This is a genomic window from Chloroflexota bacterium (assembly GCA_009840355.1).
Lineage (GTDB): Bacteria > Chloroflexota > Dehalococcoidia > Lucifugimonadales > JADFKI01 > Bin90.
Genome location: VXNZ01000023.1, coordinates 51,183 through 67,728 on the forward strand (window position 1 = coordinate 51,183; position 16,546 = coordinate 67,728).

Consider the following 16,546-nt stretch of genomic DNA (forward strand, 5'->3'; position numbering starts at 1 on the left):
ATTCCCCGTGTCAACGGCATTCATACTCGTGTACCTGTTAGGACTCTCAGATTTATCCTACCTACACCCCCAACTTCACCGCAAGGTCATTGAAGTCCGTAGCGTACACATCCAGCCAGTCTTCGTTGGTGGTGTCCACCTCGACATCGGGACCATGCTCGCCCGGGCGGGGGACGAACGCGGTTCTGAGACCGGCTTCCTTAGCGGACTTCAGGTCGAACTTGTGCGCTGCGACCATCATCACTTGATTGAAGGGCAAGCCGAGCAGGTTCGCCGCGCCCTGATAGACCTTCGGGTCGCGCTTGTACGCCTTGAACAGCTCGGCGGACAGGATGCAGTCCCACGGCAGCCCACCCCACTTCGCCATGTTCGTCAGCAGCGCGACATTGCCGTTGGAAAGCGTGGATATGACATAGCCCTTCTTAAGGCGCGTGAGGCCCGGCGCGGAGTCTGGCCATGGGTCGAGACGATGCCATGCCTTATTGAAGTCCTGCTTTTCGTCCTCGGACAGCCCGGTGATGTTGAACTCTTCGAGCAGGTCGTCGAGAATCATGCGGTGCAGGGTGTCTATATTCGTCCACGGCAGCTCGCCGGTGCGGACGCGCTCCATAGACGGCCCGTATCCGCCACGCCACCTGTCCGCGAACGCCGCCCAATCGACATCCACGCCCTTCGCCTTCGACAGTTTCACTCCCTCTCGGATAATACTGCTGCGCCAGTCCACCACCGTGCCGAACACGTCGAATGTAAGCGCCTTCACCTGTGTGATGTCAAAGTCAGTCATCGGGGAAATTGAGCCTCCTGCTTGTTTGTTGTAGGTGCTAATTCTATACCACCAGAATGTTACGGGGATGCGTGTAGGCTGTCAAACAGCATTTGCGCGCATCCGCGCCGAATTCGTTTCGGCAATAGGCAGAGCGCAGCCGCAGCCGTTCAGGTTTGGCTGAAGGACTGTTATCGCTATGGTATAATTCAGCCACACCGAACTTATCAAGCCAAATCAACAAGGCAGGAATATGGTAACCAGCGAAGAAGCCAGAGATCTCAACGACAAAATCCAAGGTATAGATACCCGCGTAAGCCGCTTGGAAGGCGGCTACCAGCATCTTGCCACGAAAGCCGACTTGCAAGAAGTAAAAGGCGAATTGAAAGCCGACATGAAAGACCTCGAAAATCGGCTGTTCGTGCGCCTTGGACTGCTGATTATCGTAGTGGGAGCGGCCGTCGCTGTTTTACAGCGCCTATGGTGAACGGCGCAACACATCAATCATCATATCCACGCTAGACACAACCCGATCCCAAATGATATAATTTCGCCAACAATCGAATATGCGCGGGGGGAGCTTGGTTTGCCAGGCTGAGAGGCTCCGATTTTTTGGAGCGACCCCAATAACCTGATCTGGGTAATTCCAGCGTAGGGATGTTGGTTCTCTTATTATTTTGCAAGGCTGCCCCAGATGTTGAGGGGCGGCTATTCTTTTTGCCCTTCGCATCTTCTTCCTTCCGCATGCGCCTCACACGCATGTAAGGAGGACATTACCATGCTGGGCACAACCGTCGGGCTGGCGACGCTGATTATCGTTGGCGTGGCATTTCTAATCTTGGGCATCGCGCGTATCGGACGCCGCAGGCAGAGCGTCGAGGACTATACTATTTCGCGCAATCACGCGCCGACGAATGTGGGCATCGCGACTCTCGTCGCGTCCATGTTTGGCACTTGGGTGCTGATGAGCCCGGGCGAGACCGGCGCGAACTTCGGCATCGTCTCGCTGATAGGCTACGCGCTCGGCATGGCGGGCATCCCCGTGATGTTCATGTTCGTGGGTCCGCGCATTCGCCAACTTATGCCCAACGGACACTCGGTTACCGAATACGTCAGACACCGCTTTGGCGCCGTCCCCTTCGTCTCCATCGCCATCGTCATCATCTTCGTGATGGGCATCTTCATCGCGGCGGAGATGACCGCGATAACCAACGCAGTGTCCATACTCACGGGCATTCCCAAGTGGACTACCGCATTGGGCGTGGGCATCGTCGTGGTCATATACACCGCTTACGGCGGGTTGCGCGCGTCCATCTTCACCGACACCATCCAGTTCTGGGTGCTTATGCCCGCGCTGCTGCTTATTGTGGTAGTCGCCGCCGTGCTGATTGGCGATAGCGGCGCATGGGGCAAGGCGGGCGAAACGGGTTTGCTCTCATTTGGCAGCAGCGGCAGCTACTACTTCGCCATCGTGTTAATCATAGGCATTGTGGCGTCCAACGCCTTCCATCCCGGTATGTGGCAGCGCGTTTACACCGTGAAAGACCAGCAGGCGCTCAATCGCAGCCTCTGGACGGCAGCCGCCATATCCATTCCCATCACCTTCCTGATGGGTTTGGCAGGAATTGCGGCGGTGTCAAACGGCTCTGTGGGGCCGTTCCAGTATCCCGAAGTTGCCGCGGCATTGTTCGCGCTTGGCAGCGACATATTCCCAATCTGGATGCACTTCCTAATGCTGATATGCGCCCTCTTGCTTGCCATGAGTACGCTGGACACGCTGATGAACGGACTGGCAAGCAATGTGGCGACCGACCTCGCAGACACGCACATCAGCACAGAAGGCAACGCATTGATGTGGATTGCGCGTTCCATCACAGTGATAGTGGCGATACCCTCGATATTCATCGCGTCACAGTTCAGCAGTGTGTTGTATGTGTTTCTCGTTGCGGACTTGCTGGGGGCGGCAATCGCGGTACCGATGCTCATAGGATTGTACTCGCGGCGCATGTCCGGCTGGGGCGTCATCGTCGCCGGCGGCGTGGGTATTGTCGTGGGCGCGCTATACTACCCGATGCCCGACTTGGTGTCGCCGATGATTCTTGCCGCGCCGTTCGGCACGCAGATGTTCTTCGCCTTCGCATCCGCGCTGGTTGTGTCAGCGGTGATAAGCGTAGTGGTGATATTGCTGCGCCAACCCGCGCAAGACTACAATTTCGCAAGGCTGAGCGAAGAAGTGGAGTTGATTGAAGGGTAGGTAATTAGACAGAATGGGGCGGACGGGTAGGATGGATTACTGCTAGACTCACATTGATGGCGGGATGGGGGTTATTTTACCCCCATCCTAACCTTCCCACTCAGGAGAACGGGGCATCTGGGGCTAGGCAAGCGTTTGGGTCATCATGAGAGTTACGCCGCGCTCGGCAGCTTCCCGCTCTAGTGAGGCGTTCGGCGTAATATAGTACAGTAATGGATGCGCATCGCTGTCCGGAAATAACCTGCGGATGTAGTTGTCCATCTATATCCTATCTATCCTATCTATCCTGTCTATCCTGTTAATTCCCGGCGAGGCGGTGCCCCGTTCACGCGATGGCGAAGAGGCGGGCTGCCTTGATTACGGCTACTAGCAGGGGCATTAGCAGGTCGCGGAGGCGAAGGGTGAGCGCGGTTACGATGACGGCGATGACAGCACCGCCTAGGATGTCTGCCGGGTAGTGGACGCCGACGTAGATTCGTGAAAAGCCGTACACCGCCGCCGCGACGAATAACACAACGCCCAAGCGCCGGTTGATGCACCAGACGCCGGCGGCTATGGCAAACGCGACTGCGGCGCTGTTCGATGGGAACGACGAGTCGGTGGGCATGTAGAACAGCAGGCTGACATCGTCCAAGCCGTCGAATGGGCGCGGGCGGAAGAACAGCGCGTTGCAGATGAATACGACCAGGCTGGACAATGCCATCGCCGTCAGCGCGGTGAACATGCCAATCTGATAGCGCATCCGCTCGCGATCGTCGCTGCCCACGAACCAGAGCGCGACCAGCGTCAAGCCCATGCCCACAGGCACGAGGTAGTCGCTGGCGAGACGGCTCATCATCGCGTCAATGACGGGCGCATGCCCTACCAGCGCGTTTATCCAGAGAAATAGCGCTTTATCTGCGTCCGCCAGCATTTCGCGTCCCTGTACCAGTAGCGGTAATTTTGTGTCATCGCCTGCCACCAGCTGCTATATCGCAGCGCTCCAAGGCCGGGGAGTGGCGCGTGTGTCGCATCGTGCCGAGCATCGTCTGCGTTCTGCGCATCGCCCGATTGTCGCGCATCACGGTTGCGGCGCAGGCGCTTGTTTAGGGGGGATGTTAGAGCGCAGGTCAGTATGCCGGCGGCGGCTACGGCTAGGAAGAAGAAGATGCCTTGCTGATTGGAGTCTAGCCCGCCTTCGTAGTCGTTGATGTTGCGCTCGGCTACGGCGAAGAACCATACGATTGCGCCTATCGCGAGGGCGATGCCAAGCGTGCGGGCAATTCGAGGATGCTTGAAGACCAGCAGCCCGCGCAAACCGCCGATTGACGCGGCAGCCTGTATCACGCCCAGGCTCGCGACGAACACCATTATGAAGTAATCGGCGGCGAATGAGATCATCGACGACTTGGCGGCTACTCCAGCGGCACCGCGGCGCACCAGTCCGCATACTTCGGATTATTGCCCGCGATGATGTCCACATACATATCGTTAATCTTCTGCGTAATGGGACCTACACCGCCCTCGCCTATAGGACGCATGTCCAGCTCGCCCACCGGCGTAACATGCGCTGCCGTGCCGGTCAGGAATATCTCGTCCGCGAGGTAGAGTTCGCTGCGTCTTATCCGCCGCTCCACGATGTCCAAGCCAAGCTCGTCGGTGGCGATTTTCATTGCGGAGTCTCGCGTGATGCCGGTCAGGTTATTGTCCGCGACCAAGGGCGTATGGATAACCCCCTTAGACACGAGGAACAGGTTCTCGCCGCTGCCCTCGGACACATCGCCATCCTGCGTCAGCATAATCGCCTCGTCGAAACCGGACAGCGTCGCCTCTGTCTTGGCGAGGATGCTGTTCACATAGTGGCCCGAAATCTTCACGCGCGGCGGGATGATGGTGTCGTCCACGCGCCGCCAAGACGAAGTGCAGCAGCGTATCGCGCCTTCTGCCTCTATGTAGCTACCGAAAGGCACGACTATCAAGGTGAAGTCGCTGTCGAGTTCTTGCAGCTTCAGGTTGGCAACCAGTTCCTGGCTCTTGTAGGCGAGCGGTCGAATGTACAGGTCTTGCTTGTAGCCGCAGCGCTGCAGCAAGTCGAGCGTGATGTTGCACAGGTCGTCCACATCATACGGAATATCCATCATCATGATGCGGCAGCCTTGTATCAGCCGCTCGTAATGCTCGCGCATCCGGAAGACATAAAGCTTGTCGTGGTCGGCGTTCCAGTTGCCCCGTATGCCCTCGAAGACGGCGGTGCCGTAATGTAGGGCGTGGGTCGTAACGCTCACCTTCGCCTCGGATAGAGGAACGACTTGTCCGCGGAAGAAGGCAAGGGCTTCAGGCATTTGAGCAAACTCCTTAACATTATTTAATCAAGCACATATTATAATCCCAACGCGAGAAGAATGCACATAGTTTTGAAATAATCTTGGGATCTTTCGGTTGTCCCCCTGAACGAAGTGAAGGGTCTAAAATCGTGTGGAAACAAGCCTGTCCATAGTCAACGCGTTTAGATTTCTCGCTTCGCTCGAAATGACAAGGATGAATTGCCGAAATGACAGGTATAGATCGCATCTGTGAAATCGTCTCGGAATAATCTAACATGGATGGACAGGAAAGGCGGGACGCAGCGCGGGAACTCTCGTCTTGTCCATCCTGTATAGCCTGTCAGAATCTGTGATTAGGAGGGATGCTATGCCATTGCAGTTAGACCACACTATCGTACCGGCGTATGACAAGGAGAAGTCCGCGAAGTTTTTTGCGCGCATATTCGGGTTGGAGTACAACGGCACTTGGGGGCATTTCGCGCCCGTCAAGGTCAACGATACGCTGACGCTCGACTTTGACAACTCCGATAATCCGCGCTCCAACCACTACGCCTTTCTCGCATCGGACGAGGAGTTCGACGCCGTGCTGCAGCGCGTCAAGGACGAGGGCATCGCGTTCGGCAGCGGGCCCGGCTCTCGCACCGACGGCGAGATTAACCACAAGCACAACGGACGCGGTTTCTACTTCGACTGCGAGGATGGGCATGTGTGGGAAGTCATAACCCACACTTACATCACGGACTAAACTGACATGTACGGACAGGATGAGCAGGATGGGACCCGATCATCCCATCTCGTCTATCCTATATATCGATTGTAAGACGATACCCGATCGCAGTCGGGCACATGCTTCACAAATGCAATTTATACTTGTCGTTTCGCCTTTCATCTGTCATTTCGAGCGAAGCGAGAAATCTAAAGTCGTAAACAAGTTTGCATGCAACGATTTCAGATTCCTCACTGCGTCCGGAATGACAACATTAGGGAATTGTGAAATCGTCTTATCGATGTAAGACAGCCTACCCGCCGCGTTGCATTTTGGCTTCTTCTAGCAGGCGCTCTAGTAGGTCGAAGGATGCTTCGTTGGTGTAGTCTAGTTCGGCTATGCTCAGGGCGCGGAATAGTACGGCGGTGGTTACCAGCGCCTCTACGCTTTCGCCGAGCGGTGGGATTTGCACACCCAGCGCCTGCGCCATGAAGCCGCTCGCTGCCATGCCCTCGCGCGTCAGCGGGCATCGTACTAGCGCCTTGTCGTCGTGCGACAGCGTCACGCCCGCGTCCACCTGCGCCAATTCGAGACGCAGACGCGCGCGCGGCACACTAATTAGCTCGTCCGCGTACTCCGTAACTTCTACACTCTTCTCGCTCACCGGCGCTATTCCTCACCTCGTCGCAGCCGCTCCAGTTCTGCCTGAAGCTCACGATTTCGCGCCTCTGCGTCCTGCGCCCTTGCCTCTGCCGCCCGGCGCGCGGCTTCAGTTTGCGCGTGCGCTGCGACTTCTTCGCCCAAGTCGCCCAGCCATTCGCCGGTAACGCTGTCCCGCAGCTTGAAGGTGCTTAAATTGCCCTCCGACCTTTGGTAAAAATCCACGCCCAGAACTTCGCTGCGCGACCATGTATCTCCGTTAGGCTCCGTATGCAACTCGAACCGCACGTACTCGCCGTTCACCAATCGCTCGCCCACCAGCGGCTCACCATAGTAGCCGTGCTTGTCCAGCCGCCAGTATTCCTGCGCCCCCATTCGCGCGTATATCTCACGCTTCTCCGTCAAGTCCCTGCGCGCCGTGCTCTCGGACGCAACCTCCAGCACAAAATCCGGCGGCTTGCCCCATTCATCTATGCGGTAGCTGCGTCGCTCAGTCTCGATAAATCTTGCCGGCACGCCGAATACAAAGTAGCCGTCAGGCTCGACGACTGAGCCAGGCGTCTCGGAGTCATAGATAACATTGGACTGACTCGACCAGAGTACAGTGGGATCGTTCTCATAGCGCGCCTTGAGTATTGCCATCACATACAGAATTGTATCGGCTTGCTGCATTGCGTCCTCAGGCGGCTTCGGCACGTCGCTTATAAGCTCATACCAGGGCATTTCTGCGGCATCTGTAGCAGATGCCGCAGACGGCGCATCGATTCTGCGTGTCGTCATGCTCAAGCCTCCGGTGCGGCATGTTCATACTTGGGCCGTTCGGGCTATTCTAGCATAGATTTACAGGTGGACCAGGCAGTAAGAAAAATAGGATGAGGTGTATAAGTTGGAAACGGCGTGTATGCAAGAATGGGGATAGGTGTGTCAGCAAGAAGCGGTGCATTAGGCGGCTAGGACTAGGCGGAACAGGATTGGATGTAGCCGTTACTGCAATGATTTCAGGTTCAGGCGAATAACACGCAAAGATAAGAACGATAAGACAATGGCAAAACGCATAAAGATGTCCCTTCGTGTACGGGATGGGTAGGATAAATGCGCTCCGCTTCGTTATACTTGTCTGCAATACGATACGCAGAGGTTGACATTGATAAACATCCAGCTTATACGAAACCGGCAGGACGAAGTGCGCGATGCTATGCGACGGCGCAGCGAGGACGCGCCGCTAGACCGCATCGCCGAACTTGACGCGATGCGGCGCAGTACCATCGTGGAGGCGGACGAACTCCGCGCGCGCCGCAACGAAGTCAGCCGTGAGATTGGACGCACTCGCGAACGCCCACAAGAACTTATCGACGAGATGCGCCAAGTCAGCGCGCGTATCCGCGAACTCGAAGAGAGCATCCGCGCGACCGAAGGTGAGGTGAACACGCTGCTGCTCGGCATCCCGAACATGCCGCTTGCGGATGTGCCGGACGGCGCGGACGAATCCGCGAACGTCGTCGTGCGCACCGAGGGCGAGCCGCGCAAGTTCGACTTCGAGCCGCTGCCGCACTGGGAATTGGGCGAACGGCTGGGTATTATCGACTTCCAGCGCGGCGCGAAGATGGCAGGTTCGCGGTTTTTCGTGCTGAAGGGCAAGGGCGCCCGTCTGCAGCGCGCGCTGATAGACTGGATGCTGGACACGCACACGCGCGAGCACGGCTACACCGAGCTGTACCTGCCGAATATCGTTACAACCGAATCCGCGACCGCGAACAGCAACCTGCCGAAGTTTTCGGACACGATGTACCGCGACGACGAAGACGACCTCTGGCTGCTGCCCACCGCGGAAATGGCGATAACGAATATGCACCGCGACGAGATACTGCCTCCGGATTCGCTGCCGCTGCGGTATGTGGCGCACACGCCTTGCTTCCGCCGCGAGAAGGCAGCCGCCGGACGCGACACGCGCGGCATCAAGCGCGTCCACCAGTTCGAGAAGGTGGAGATGTACCGCTTCGTGGAGCCGCAAGATTCCGACGACGCGCTGGCGAGCCTGCTGAATGAGGCGGAGACGATATGCGCTCGCTTGGGCATACAATACCGCCTGCTGCAGTTATGCACGGGCGACTTGGGCTTCCAGTCCGCGAAGACATACGACATTGAGATGTGGGCGCCCGGCTGCGACGAGTGGCTGGAAGTGAGCTCATGCTCCACATGCACGGACTTCCAAGCACGCCGCGCCTCGATACGCTACCGCCCGGCGCAAGGCGCCAGACCGCGCTTCGTGCACACGCTCAACGGCTCGGGCCTCGCGCTGCCCCGCGTAATCATCGCAATCTTGGAGAATTATCAGCAGGCGGACGGGTCGGTGGTCATCCCCGATGTTCTCCGGCCCTATACCGGCTTCGACGCTATTGAATGCTAGGCTCTGTGGACATTTCGAAGATAGCTCTAATTTCCTTGTCATTTCGAGCGAAAGCGAGAAATCTAAAGTCTAAAATAGGCCTATATGCAACTATTTTAGATTCCTCACTGCGTTCGGAATGACATAATAAGCGTATCTGGTGAAATGTCCACATATGCTAGTCAGTCCAGTACCCTCTCCCTTTGGAAGAGGGTTAGGGTGAGGGTAAAACCCCTTCCCTCCTTGATGGGATAAGGTTAGGATGGGGATGAAGTGTTCGATGCCCAGCCCCCACAATAGGAGTCACCATTGGCAGAAGGTCAGGACGACGACAGGCAGGACATCCCGGAGGAGCTCGCGTCTCTCCGTAGGCAGGTTACTGAAGCCACCACCAATCTCGCCAATCTCAGCCTGCGCCTGACTCAGCTGGAAGACCGCGTGCGGGAAGACTCCGGCGCTCCACAGCCTGACTCGACACCCGAAGCCGCCATAGCCGAGACGCAGGAAGCGGTCCCCGCCGCCGTTATTCCCGAAATAACCATTGAAGAGCCGGCACCTGTCGTACAGCCCACCGCATCGTCAGGCCCCGACTGGGAGTTCCTGCTTGGAAGAAACTGGTTCGCCATCATCGGCGGCATCGCCATCGTGCTCGGCATCGGATTCTTCCTCAAACTCGCCTTCGACAACAACTGGATAAGCGACACGGGCCGCGTCATTCTCGGTATCGTCGTGGGACTGGCTTTCCTCGGCGGCGGCGAATACGCGCAGCGCAGGGTGCCTCGTTGGGCGCAGGCAGTAACCGCAAGCGGCGCGGCTATCCTCTACCTCTCCATCTACGCCGCATTCGGACTCTACCGGCTCATCCCGGCCGAACTCTCTTTCATCCTGCTGGCGGTCGTAGTAACAGCAGCAGTCCTTCTCGCCCTCCGCTACGAGTCCATAGTCATCGCCCTTCTCGGAGTCGTCGGCGCATTCATCTCTCCAGTGCTTCTGGGCACCGACCTGCCGGACGTGCGGTTCGTGCTGGCTTACATCCTGCTCGTTGACATCGGTATTCTGGCAATCTCCGCGTTCCGCAACTGGAGATGGCTCACACTCGTCGGATGGGTCGGATCCTACGGCATTTTCAGCTACTGGCTCATCGACCTCCCCGGCTACGACCCTGTCTTCGCGCATCTCGCCCTAACAGGCATATTCCTATCATTCGCCGCCGCCATGCCGCTGTACCATATCCTCTGGCGGCGAACGCCCGGAGCCGCCGACCTCACGCTCATGACCATCAACGCCGCCGGGTACTCCCTGCTGACGCCCGCTGTTCTCTGGGCAGACTACGAGGGTTGGTTCGGACTCATCGCCGTGAGCCTCGCGCTGCTCTACGGCATATTCGCCCTCGCCGCCCACCTGAGGAAAGGCGTGCCCTTCACGGTCACGGTATTTTCGCTGGCATTCGCCTCCGTGTTCCTTGCGCTGGCATTCCCGCTGCAATTCAGCGGGCACTCGGTCGCGCTCGGCTGGGCAGCGCAGGGCGCAGCTACGGTCTGGCTCGGTTTTTACATCCGGCGCTGGCAGACTCGCGCCTTTGGTATCGCCGCGCTCCTTCTCGCTGCCCTGCACCTGCTCATCTTCGACTTATGGGTTGACCCGGACGCATACATCGCCATCATCAACCTGCGCTTCGTCACGATGGCATTCGTCATAGCCGCTTTCAGCGTCACCGCGCTAATCTACCACCGCTACCGGGAATCCGAAGGTAGGCTCAAGATCGAAGTCGGCGCTATGCCCGCCATGCTGGGCATGGCGAATCTCGTTGCCATCGGACTTCTCAGCCTCGAAGCCGTCAACATTCTGGACGCGGACAGCCGCAGGTGGGATTCGCTCCTCGACCTGATAGAGCGGCTCGACCGCCTCGGAAACGGAGCGACCGTGGCGATTACGGCGCTGTGGGCGATATACGGCGCTGCAGTGGCGGGCGTCGGCTTACTCAGGCGTTACGAGCCTGCGCGCTGGGCGGGCGTCGCCCTGCTCGCTCTGGCAGTCTGGAAGCTCATCACCTACGACTCGGTCAACGTCTATATCGACCCGCAGGACTTCACGCCCGTACTCAACATCCGCTTCCTCTGCTTCGCGCTCGTACTCGGTCTGCTCTCCGCGCTCGCCGTCCGGTTCGGGCGCAGCAGGTCCGACCTAGGCGAAAACGAGAATATCCTCTTTCTGGGCGTACTGATAGCCGCCAACGCCGTCGCCCTTTGGATGCTCAGCCAAGAGGTCTATTACTACTTCGACAGCCTGGGCATCCGCAACGGCGCAGACTACGAGGACGCGATGCACCTCACTCTGACCGTACTCTGGGCGCTTTACGCGATGGCAGTAATCGGCGCGGGCATTGCCAGCGGACATAGCCGCGTAAGGCTTGCGGGGATAGCCCTGCTTGCAGTCCCGGTCGCCAAGCTCTTCGTCTTCGACGTCTTCCTGCTGGAAATGGCATTCAGGGTCGTCGCATTCATCACGCTCGGCTGCCTGCTGCTCGGCATGGGCCTGGTGTACCAGCGATACAGCCTCGTCGTGCGAGGCTTCCTGTTCGGCTCACGCTCCGAAGCCATCGCGCAGGACGACTAGCATTCTCCTGTTCCTACTCCACCACTACGGGATAGCTATACTCTTCCTTCAGGATCCGCTTCAGCACCTTCCCCATCTGGTTGCGCGGCAGTTCTTGGCAGAACACCACTGACTCCGGCTTCTTGAAACTGGCTAGGCGCTGCCGGCAGTATTCGGAAATATCATCCTCGCTTGCCTGCTCGCCGTCCTTTAGCACGACCAGCGCGCGCACCCGCTCGCCCCAGTCTAGGTCGGGGACGCCGATTATCGCCGCCTCTTCTACCGCTTCGTGAGACAGTATTACCTGCTCTACCTCTTCGGGCGATACCATCTCGCCGCCGCGCTTGATGAAGTCCTTCGCGCGTCCCGCCAAGTAGATGTAGCCGTCTTCGTCCTGATAGCCCAAGTCACCCGTGAACAGCCATCCGCCGCGTATCGTCTCCGCAGTCGCGTCTTCCTGATTCCAGTATCCCTTCATCAGCCGCGCGCCGCGCGCCGCAATCTCGCCCGTCTCGCCCAGAGCGGCAGGTTCGCCGTCCTCGTCGAAAATCCGCACATCCACATCTTCCAGCGGCTTGCCGATAGAACCCAGATGCTTCAGCTTCCGCTCAATCTCCTCTTCGTCGCCTTCCAGCACATGGTCGTCAGGTGGCAGCATTGTGATAGTCGCCGCCGTCTCCGTCTGCCCGAATGCGTTGATGAACGAAGTCCCGGGGAACTCCTTGATCGCCTGCCGTATCACAGGCACGGGCATCGGGGCTGCGCCGTAAGTTATCACCTCGAGGCTGCTCAGGTCGTGCGCGTGAAACTCCGGATGATCCATCAGCATCTTCAGCATCGTGGGCACCATCATCGCGCGGTTGACGCTCTCTCGCTCCACCAGTTCCATCCACTGCTTCGCCTCGAACTGCCTCTGTATAATCAGCGTGCGCCCCGCGAATATAGCCGCCATCACCGACTGCACCCCAGCGATATGATACAGCGGCACAGTCAGGATATTGCTCGTCTCTTCAACAGGGTCAGCCGGCGTTACGGTAGCCAGGATGTACGATGCAAAACTGTCGTGTGATAGCATCACGCCCTTTGGGAAACTCGTCGTCCCCGATGTGAACAGAATCATCGTCAGGTCGTCGTCGTCGTCTTCCGGCACACGCTCGTACTCGTCCCCATTCTCTATCAGAGAATCGTAGCTGTGCCAGCCCTCTACATCATCCTCCAGCGTAACGAAATGATCCAGCGACTCCACATTGTCGGCGCACTCTTTGACCAGCCTCACATAACGCCCTCCGACGAATATCACCTTCGGCGCGGCGTCGTTCAGCATGTGCGTTAGCTCGTCCGCCCGGGTGCGGTAGTTGATTGGCACGAACACCGCATCCAGCCTCGCCGTGGCGAAATACGCTTCGATATATTGGTTGCAGTTCACCTGTAGCATCGCCACACGGTCGCCAGCGCCCACTCCCAGCTCCGCCAGCGAGTTCGACAGACGATTTACCCGAATCTCCAGTTCCGCGTAGCTGATACGCCTGCCCTCGAATATCATCGCCGGTCTGTCAGGCACGATAGCCGTCGCAATTGTCAGAAACCCCGTGGTATTCATTATTCCCCCGTACCTTCATTCTTCGTCATTCCTGTCTTCGCAGGAATACGCGCGCAGCGGCAAGCGCCGACTACACTTTTGACTGTAACGATAATGTAAATTGCGCCAAGAAATGTTATCACATTGGCGCGTATTTAGTCAGGGCGATGCCCTATCGCAACTGTTTCTTCGTCAGCGCAGAGCCCTCTCTCCCGAGTATAGGCTAAGGAGGAAGTGAAGCGGCGAATTGGTATGATAATTGTTGACCTGCTAGTATTGGCATGTGGAATTTGAAATAACGGAACACGCCAGAGACGAATTAGCGCGCAGGTCGATTCCCATCGCGTTGCTTAGCGAAGTCCTACATTCCCCGCAACAGGTTGTTCCTACCTACGGAGACAGGGTAGTGTATCAATCTCAAGTGGTCTTCGGGAACGGCAAAACATACTTGCTGAGGCTCATTGTAGATGACAACGCTCAACCGGCAAGGATTGTAACGGTCTATAAGACGAGTAAGATAGGCAAGTATTGGAGTCACTCAGTATGAAAGTAACCTATGATACCTATACGGATACGCTTCGCATAGTTCTCACCGACTCTGCCATCGACGAGAGTGACGAGGACAAGCCGGGCGTCATATTAGACTACGACGCGGCTGGCAATGTGGTGGGTATGGAGATACTCGACGCTTCCATGCGGATGGAGATTCCTGATGCGGTGGAGTATGCGGTGGTTGGATAATACAAAGCGGTTTAATGATTTGACTTGACGCTAAGCCTCGGAGGAGAGACATGGCACAGGAAATTGGCGACGGTAGAGTCAAGGCTTCCCTGGTGGTGCCTGTGCCCGAGTCCGAGGCACTTGTGGGACGCTTTCGATCAGAATATGATCCGGGAGCCAGAAGAGGCATGCCCGCACACATCGCAATCAACTATCCTTTCATTCCTGGTGTTACACCTTCTGCCGACACTCTCGACCGCCTGACGAAGGTGTTTGCCTCCACGCAGCCATTATCATTTACCCTCAACCATATCGCAAGATTTCCCAACGTCATATATCTGGCTCCTTCTCCCTCTACACCGTTTGAGCGATTGACCGCCCGGATTGCTCACGAGTTTCCCGAATCGCCACCTTATGGAGGGCAATACGACAGCGTGACTCCCCATCTCACAGTTGCGGATTCAAAGGATGGAGACCTGCCCGGGTCCGTCGAACGGGAGTTTTCGGAAGTGGCAGCAAAGTATCTCCCTCTGGAGGCGTTCGCAGACAGTGTGTGGCTGATGGACGATAGCACTGGGCGATGGGAGAAGCGCCTATCTTTCTCATTAGGAGGCATGTAACCACCGCACGCAAGTATCGGGCAGAACTTTATTCCGAGAAACCATCGCCGCAGAGCGTCTCACTTTTCACCAAAGGTATCCTCTAATACCTTCATTTGCCGGAATCGAAACACTGCAAGCGCCAGCGTGAGCCGTCGCCTGTCCATCACACAGAAGAGCAACGCCGAAGTGTCCAGCACAGGCATTACACATCCGTCTATTCGTCAATAGTCGGAGCATCAGGTTAACACCGCAAAGGACAAAACCATGACCACCAAATCCACCACCATCCACGTCCTCGGCGCAGGCACTCCTACCCCAACGCCCACCCGCTTCGGCTCCGCGTTTGCGATGCAGATTGGCGACGAGCAACTCATGGTGGACTGCGGTCCCGCCGCTACGCACAAGCTCGTCAAGGCGGGGCTTTGGCCTACGGACATCGACTACCTCTTCTTCACGCATCATCACTTCGACCACGACATCGACTATCCGTGCTTCTTGCTGTGTCGCTGGGACCAGAGCAACGGCACGGAGAACGACTTGCAAGTGTTTGGGCCGACGCTGACAGAGCGCGTCACGCGCGGCATTCTCGACGAGAACGAGGGCGTATTCGCGCACGACTGGAAGGCGCGCGTCGGGCATCCGCTGAGCCAGCGCATTCACCAAAATCGCGGTGGCACGCTGCCGCGCAGACCGCCGCATGTTAGTGCCACGGACATCGGGCCGGGCAAGGTATTCTCCGGCAGCGACTGGGAAGTTAGCGCCGCTCCCGCAGTGCATGTGCAGCCGTTCTTAGACTCGCTGGCGTACCGCATCGACACGCCGGCGGGCAGCGTGGTCTTCACCGGCGACACGGAGCCATGCGACACCGTTACCGAGCTGTCGAAGGACGCGGACCTGATGCTGTGCATGTGCTGGGACAACCAAGAAGTCATGGATGCGGACGGTGAGGCATTTGGTCAGACTGGCACGCTCGGCGCGGCGCGGATGGCGCAGGCGGCGGGCGTAAAGCAGCTGGCGCTCGTGCATATCGGACCCCATCTGTCGCAGCACGGGCCCATGGAAAAGGGCATCGGCGATGTGCGCCGAATATACGACGGAGGCATCCTTTTCACCGACGAACTGCAATCGATTAGCCTGTGATATGCTCGGTTGCGCTATCCCCTATAATGGGATGTCCAGTTATATGGCAATAACGCAGTTTGCGATGTACGACATAGGAAGGCGCGGCGATGGATACGAATAAGGCGCTGAAGATACTGTCGGCACACCGGCAGGCGCTTGCAGATGAGTACGGATTAGACAGATACTTAGAAAGGATATATTCCCATGCGCCGTGACGAAATCTTGAGTATTCTGTCCCTCCATCGTAAAGAGCTGCGAAAGTTCGGCGTTACATCGATAGGCGTCATCGGTTCTGCCGCCAGGGACGAACTTGAACCGTATGAAGATTTGGAACTCATCGTCGATTTTGATCCCGATGAGCATGTTGGGCTATCCGGCTTCGTGCGTCTGGAGAGACACTTGTGTCAACTGTTCGACAGGACTGTTGTCTTGGGAATGCCCGACGCTCTGAAAAAATGGAACCGGCAGAGTTGGCTAGAGGATGCGGTGTATGCCGAGTGACAGAACATGGCGACAGCGATTTCAGGATATGCTTGACGCGGCCTATCGGATCCTAGCTTACACTGAAGGCATGACCTTTGAGCAGTTTGTTTCGGACAGACGAACGTTCGACGCAACGCTATACAATATTGCAGTCATAGGCGACGCAGCAAACAATGTGCCAGACGAGATACAGTCTTCGTTGCCGGAAGTTCCTTGGAGCGACCTTGTGGGCATCAGAATTGTGATTGTCCACCGATACTTTCATATCAGCGGTCCGCTAATATGGGATGCCGCCACTCTCATACATCGCCGCTAATTCGCCGACTCCAAGATTACCTCCAATCCAACTAACCCCATAACCACCGCCCATCAC

The 16,546-nt window shown here is 57.3% G+C and carries 18 protein-coding genes and 1 riboswitch; of the genes, 11 read left to right on the top strand and 7 right to left on the bottom strand.

Going from position 1 to position 16,546, the window contains the following annotated elements; translation table 11 throughout:
* Window positions 1-61 precede the first annotated feature (61 nt).
* Window positions 62-769, bottom strand: a complete 708-nt coding sequence (locus F4X57_05850) for a haloacid dehalogenase type II (protein MYC06677.1) — start codon at window positions 767-769, stop codon at window positions 62-64.
* Window positions 770-1,016: 247 nt separating this feature from the next.
* Between F4X57_05850 and F4X57_05855 the strand changes: the two genes are divergently transcribed.
* Together F4X57_05855 and F4X57_05860 are read left to right on the top strand one after the other, a co-directional pair.
* A complete protein-coding gene (locus tag F4X57_05855) occupies window positions 1,017-1,250 on the top strand; it encodes a hypothetical protein (protein ID MYC06678.1) in 234 nt (77 codons plus the stop codon).
* A 76-nt stretch (window positions 1,251-1,326) separates the two neighbouring features.
* A riboswitch (TPP riboswitch) is annotated at window positions 1,327-1,438 on the top strand.
* Between the two features lie 19 nt (window positions 1,439-1,457).
* The gene (locus F4X57_05860) at window positions 1,458-3,017 is read left to right on the top strand and encodes a hypothetical protein (protein MYC06679.1); all 1,560 of its coding nucleotides are present in this window, start codon (window positions 1,458-1,460) and stop codon (window positions 3,015-3,017) included.
* A gap of 325 nt (window positions 3,018-3,342) precedes the next feature.
* Here F4X57_05860 and F4X57_05865 read toward each other — a convergent pair whose 3' ends face one another.
* Genes F4X57_05865 through F4X57_05875 form a run of 3 tightly spaced genes read right to left on the bottom strand, consistent with a single transcriptional unit; the run spans window position 3,343 to window position 5,338 of the window.
* On the bottom strand, window positions 3,343-3,930 hold the full coding sequence (locus F4X57_05865) for a phosphatase PAP2 family protein (GenBank protein ID MYC06680.1): 588 nt from the start codon (window positions 3,928-3,930) through the stop codon (window positions 3,343-3,345).
* Window positions 3,891-4,436, bottom strand: a complete 546-nt coding sequence (locus F4X57_05870; GenBank protein MYC06681.1) for a hypothetical protein — start codon at window positions 4,434-4,436, stop codon at window positions 3,891-3,893. Before F4X57_05870 ends, F4X57_05865 begins: the two co-directional genes overlap by 40 nt.
* Window positions 4,412-5,338 carry a branched-chain amino acid transaminase gene (locus F4X57_05875; GenBank protein MYC06682.1) on the bottom strand — a complete coding sequence of 309 codons (927 nt, stop codon included), beginning with the start codon at window positions 5,336-5,338 and terminating at the stop codon, window positions 4,412-4,414. Before F4X57_05875 ends, F4X57_05870 begins: the two co-directional genes overlap by 25 nt.
* A gap of 349 nt (window positions 5,339-5,687) precedes the next feature.
* On the opposite strand from F4X57_05875, the gene F4X57_05880 reads away from it, so the two are divergent.
* Window positions 5,688-6,065 (top strand): VOC family protein, encoded by a 378-nt coding sequence (locus F4X57_05880; GenBank protein MYC06683.1) that lies wholly within the window; start codon window positions 5,688-5,690, stop codon window positions 6,063-6,065.
* A 274-nt stretch (window positions 6,066-6,339) separates the two neighbouring features.
* Here the strand turns inward: F4X57_05880 and F4X57_05885 are convergent, their stop codons facing one another.
* Both F4X57_05885 and F4X57_05890 read right to left on the bottom strand, forming a co-directional pair.
* Entirely contained in the window at window positions 6,340-6,690 is a 351-nt protein-coding gene (locus F4X57_05885) for a hypothetical protein (GenBank protein MYC06684.1), read from the bottom strand.
* A 5-nt stretch (window positions 6,691-6,695) separates the two neighbouring features.
* Window positions 6,696-7,466, bottom strand: coding sequence for a Uma2 family endonuclease (locus F4X57_05890; GenBank protein ID MYC06685.1), 771 nt, complete (start codon window positions 7,464-7,466; stop codon window positions 6,696-6,698).
* 364 nt (window positions 7,467-7,830) lie between these two features.
* Here F4X57_05890 and serS point away from each other — a divergent pair, with 364 nt between their 5' ends.
* Entirely contained in the window at window positions 7,831-9,093 is a 1,263-nt protein-coding gene (serS, locus tag F4X57_05895; protein MYC06686.1) for a serine--tRNA ligase, read from the top strand.
* A 288-nt stretch (window positions 9,094-9,381) separates the two neighbouring features.
* Complete coding sequence (locus F4X57_05900; GenBank protein ID MYC06687.1) at window positions 9,382-11,688, top strand: DUF2339 domain-containing protein; 2,307 nt, start codon at window positions 9,382-9,384, stop codon at window positions 11,686-11,688.
* Between the two features lie 13 nt (window positions 11,689-11,701).
* Here the strand turns inward: F4X57_05900 and F4X57_05905 are convergent, their stop codons facing one another.
* A complete protein-coding gene (locus F4X57_05905; protein MYC06688.1) occupies window positions 11,702-13,267 on the bottom strand; it encodes a long-chain-fatty-acid--CoA ligase in 1,566 nt (521 codons plus the stop codon).
* A gap of 262 nt (window positions 13,268-13,529) precedes the next feature.
* Here F4X57_05905 and F4X57_05910 point away from each other — a divergent pair, with 262 nt between their 5' ends.
* The 6 genes from F4X57_05910 (at window position 13,530) to F4X57_05935 (ending at window position 16,489) form a co-directional block, all read left to right on the top strand.
* Window positions 13,530-13,793: a DUF4258 domain-containing protein gene (locus F4X57_05910; protein ID MYC06689.1), complete on the top strand. Its 264-nt coding sequence runs from the start codon at window positions 13,530-13,532 to the stop codon at window positions 13,791-13,793.
* Window positions 13,790-13,987: a DUF2283 domain-containing protein gene (locus F4X57_05915; GenBank protein ID MYC06690.1), complete on the top strand. Its 198-nt coding sequence runs from the start codon at window positions 13,790-13,792 to the stop codon at window positions 13,985-13,987. The genes F4X57_05910 and F4X57_05915 overlap by 4 nt, the downstream gene beginning before the upstream one ends.
* A 50-nt stretch (window positions 13,988-14,037) precedes the next feature.
* Entirely contained in the window at window positions 14,038-14,586 is a 549-nt protein-coding gene (locus F4X57_05920; protein MYC06691.1) for a 2'-5' RNA ligase family protein, read from the top strand.
* 246 nt (window positions 14,587-14,832) lie between these two features.
* Complete coding sequence (locus F4X57_05925; GenBank protein ID MYC06692.1) at window positions 14,833-15,708, top strand: MBL fold metallo-hydrolase; 876 nt, start codon at window positions 14,833-14,835, stop codon at window positions 15,706-15,708.
* A gap of 186 nt (window positions 15,709-15,894) precedes the next feature.
* The gene (locus F4X57_05930; protein MYC06693.1) at window positions 15,895-16,191 is read left to right on the top strand and encodes a nucleotidyltransferase; all 297 of its coding nucleotides are present in this window, start codon (window positions 15,895-15,897) and stop codon (window positions 16,189-16,191) included.
* A complete protein-coding gene (locus F4X57_05935) occupies window positions 16,172-16,489 on the top strand; it encodes a DUF86 domain-containing protein (protein MYC06694.1) in 318 nt (105 codons plus the stop codon). The genes F4X57_05930 and F4X57_05935 overlap by 20 nt, the downstream gene beginning before the upstream one ends.
* The last annotated feature ends 57 nt before the right edge of the window (window positions 16,490-16,546 follow it).

What these genes read in the sequence shown, in the direction of transcription:
- F4X57_05915 (MYC06690.1), top strand. Translation starts at nt 13,790, where the DNA reads ATGAAAGTAACCTATGATACCTATACGGATACGCTTCGCATAGTTCTC.
- F4X57_05920 (MYC06691.1), top strand. Translation starts at nt 14,038, where the DNA reads ATGGCACAGGAAATTGGCGACGGTAGAGTCAAGGCTTCCCTGGTGGTG.
- F4X57_05865 (MYC06680.1), bottom strand. Translation starts at nt 3,930, where the DNA reads ATGCTGGCGGACGCAGATAAAGCGCTATTTCTCTGGATAAACGCGCTG.
- F4X57_05875 (MYC06682.1), bottom strand. Translation starts at nt 5,338, where the DNA reads ATGCCTGAAGCCCTTGCCTTCTTCCGCGGACAAGTCGTTCCTCTATCC.
- F4X57_05855 (MYC06678.1), top strand. Translation starts at nt 1,017, where the DNA reads ATGGTAACCAGCGAAGAAGCCAGAGATCTCAACGACAAAATCCAAGGT.
- F4X57_05860 (MYC06679.1), top strand. Translation starts at nt 1,458, where the DNA reads ATGTTGAGGGGCGGCTATTCTTTTTGCCCTTCGCATCTTCTTCCTTCC.
- F4X57_05930 (MYC06693.1), top strand. Translation starts at nt 15,895, where the DNA reads ATGCGCCGTGACGAAATCTTGAGTATTCTGTCCCTCCATCGTAAAGAG.
- F4X57_05905 (MYC06688.1), bottom strand. Translation starts at nt 13,267, where the DNA reads ATGAATACCACGGGGTTTCTGACAATTGCGACGGCTATCGTGCCTGAC.
- F4X57_05925 (MYC06692.1), top strand. Translation starts at nt 14,833, where the DNA reads ATGACCACCAAATCCACCACCATCCACGTCCTCGGCGCAGGCACTCCT.
- F4X57_05935 (MYC06694.1), top strand. Translation starts at nt 16,172, where the DNA reads ATGCGGTGTATGCCGAGTGACAGAACATGGCGACAGCGATTTCAGGAT.
- F4X57_05880 (MYC06683.1), top strand. Translation starts at nt 5,688, where the DNA reads ATGCCATTGCAGTTAGACCACACTATCGTACCGGCGTATGACAAGGAG.
- F4X57_05890 (MYC06685.1), bottom strand. Translation starts at nt 7,466, where the DNA reads ATGACGACACGCAGAATCGATGCGCCGTCTGCGGCATCTGCTACAGAT.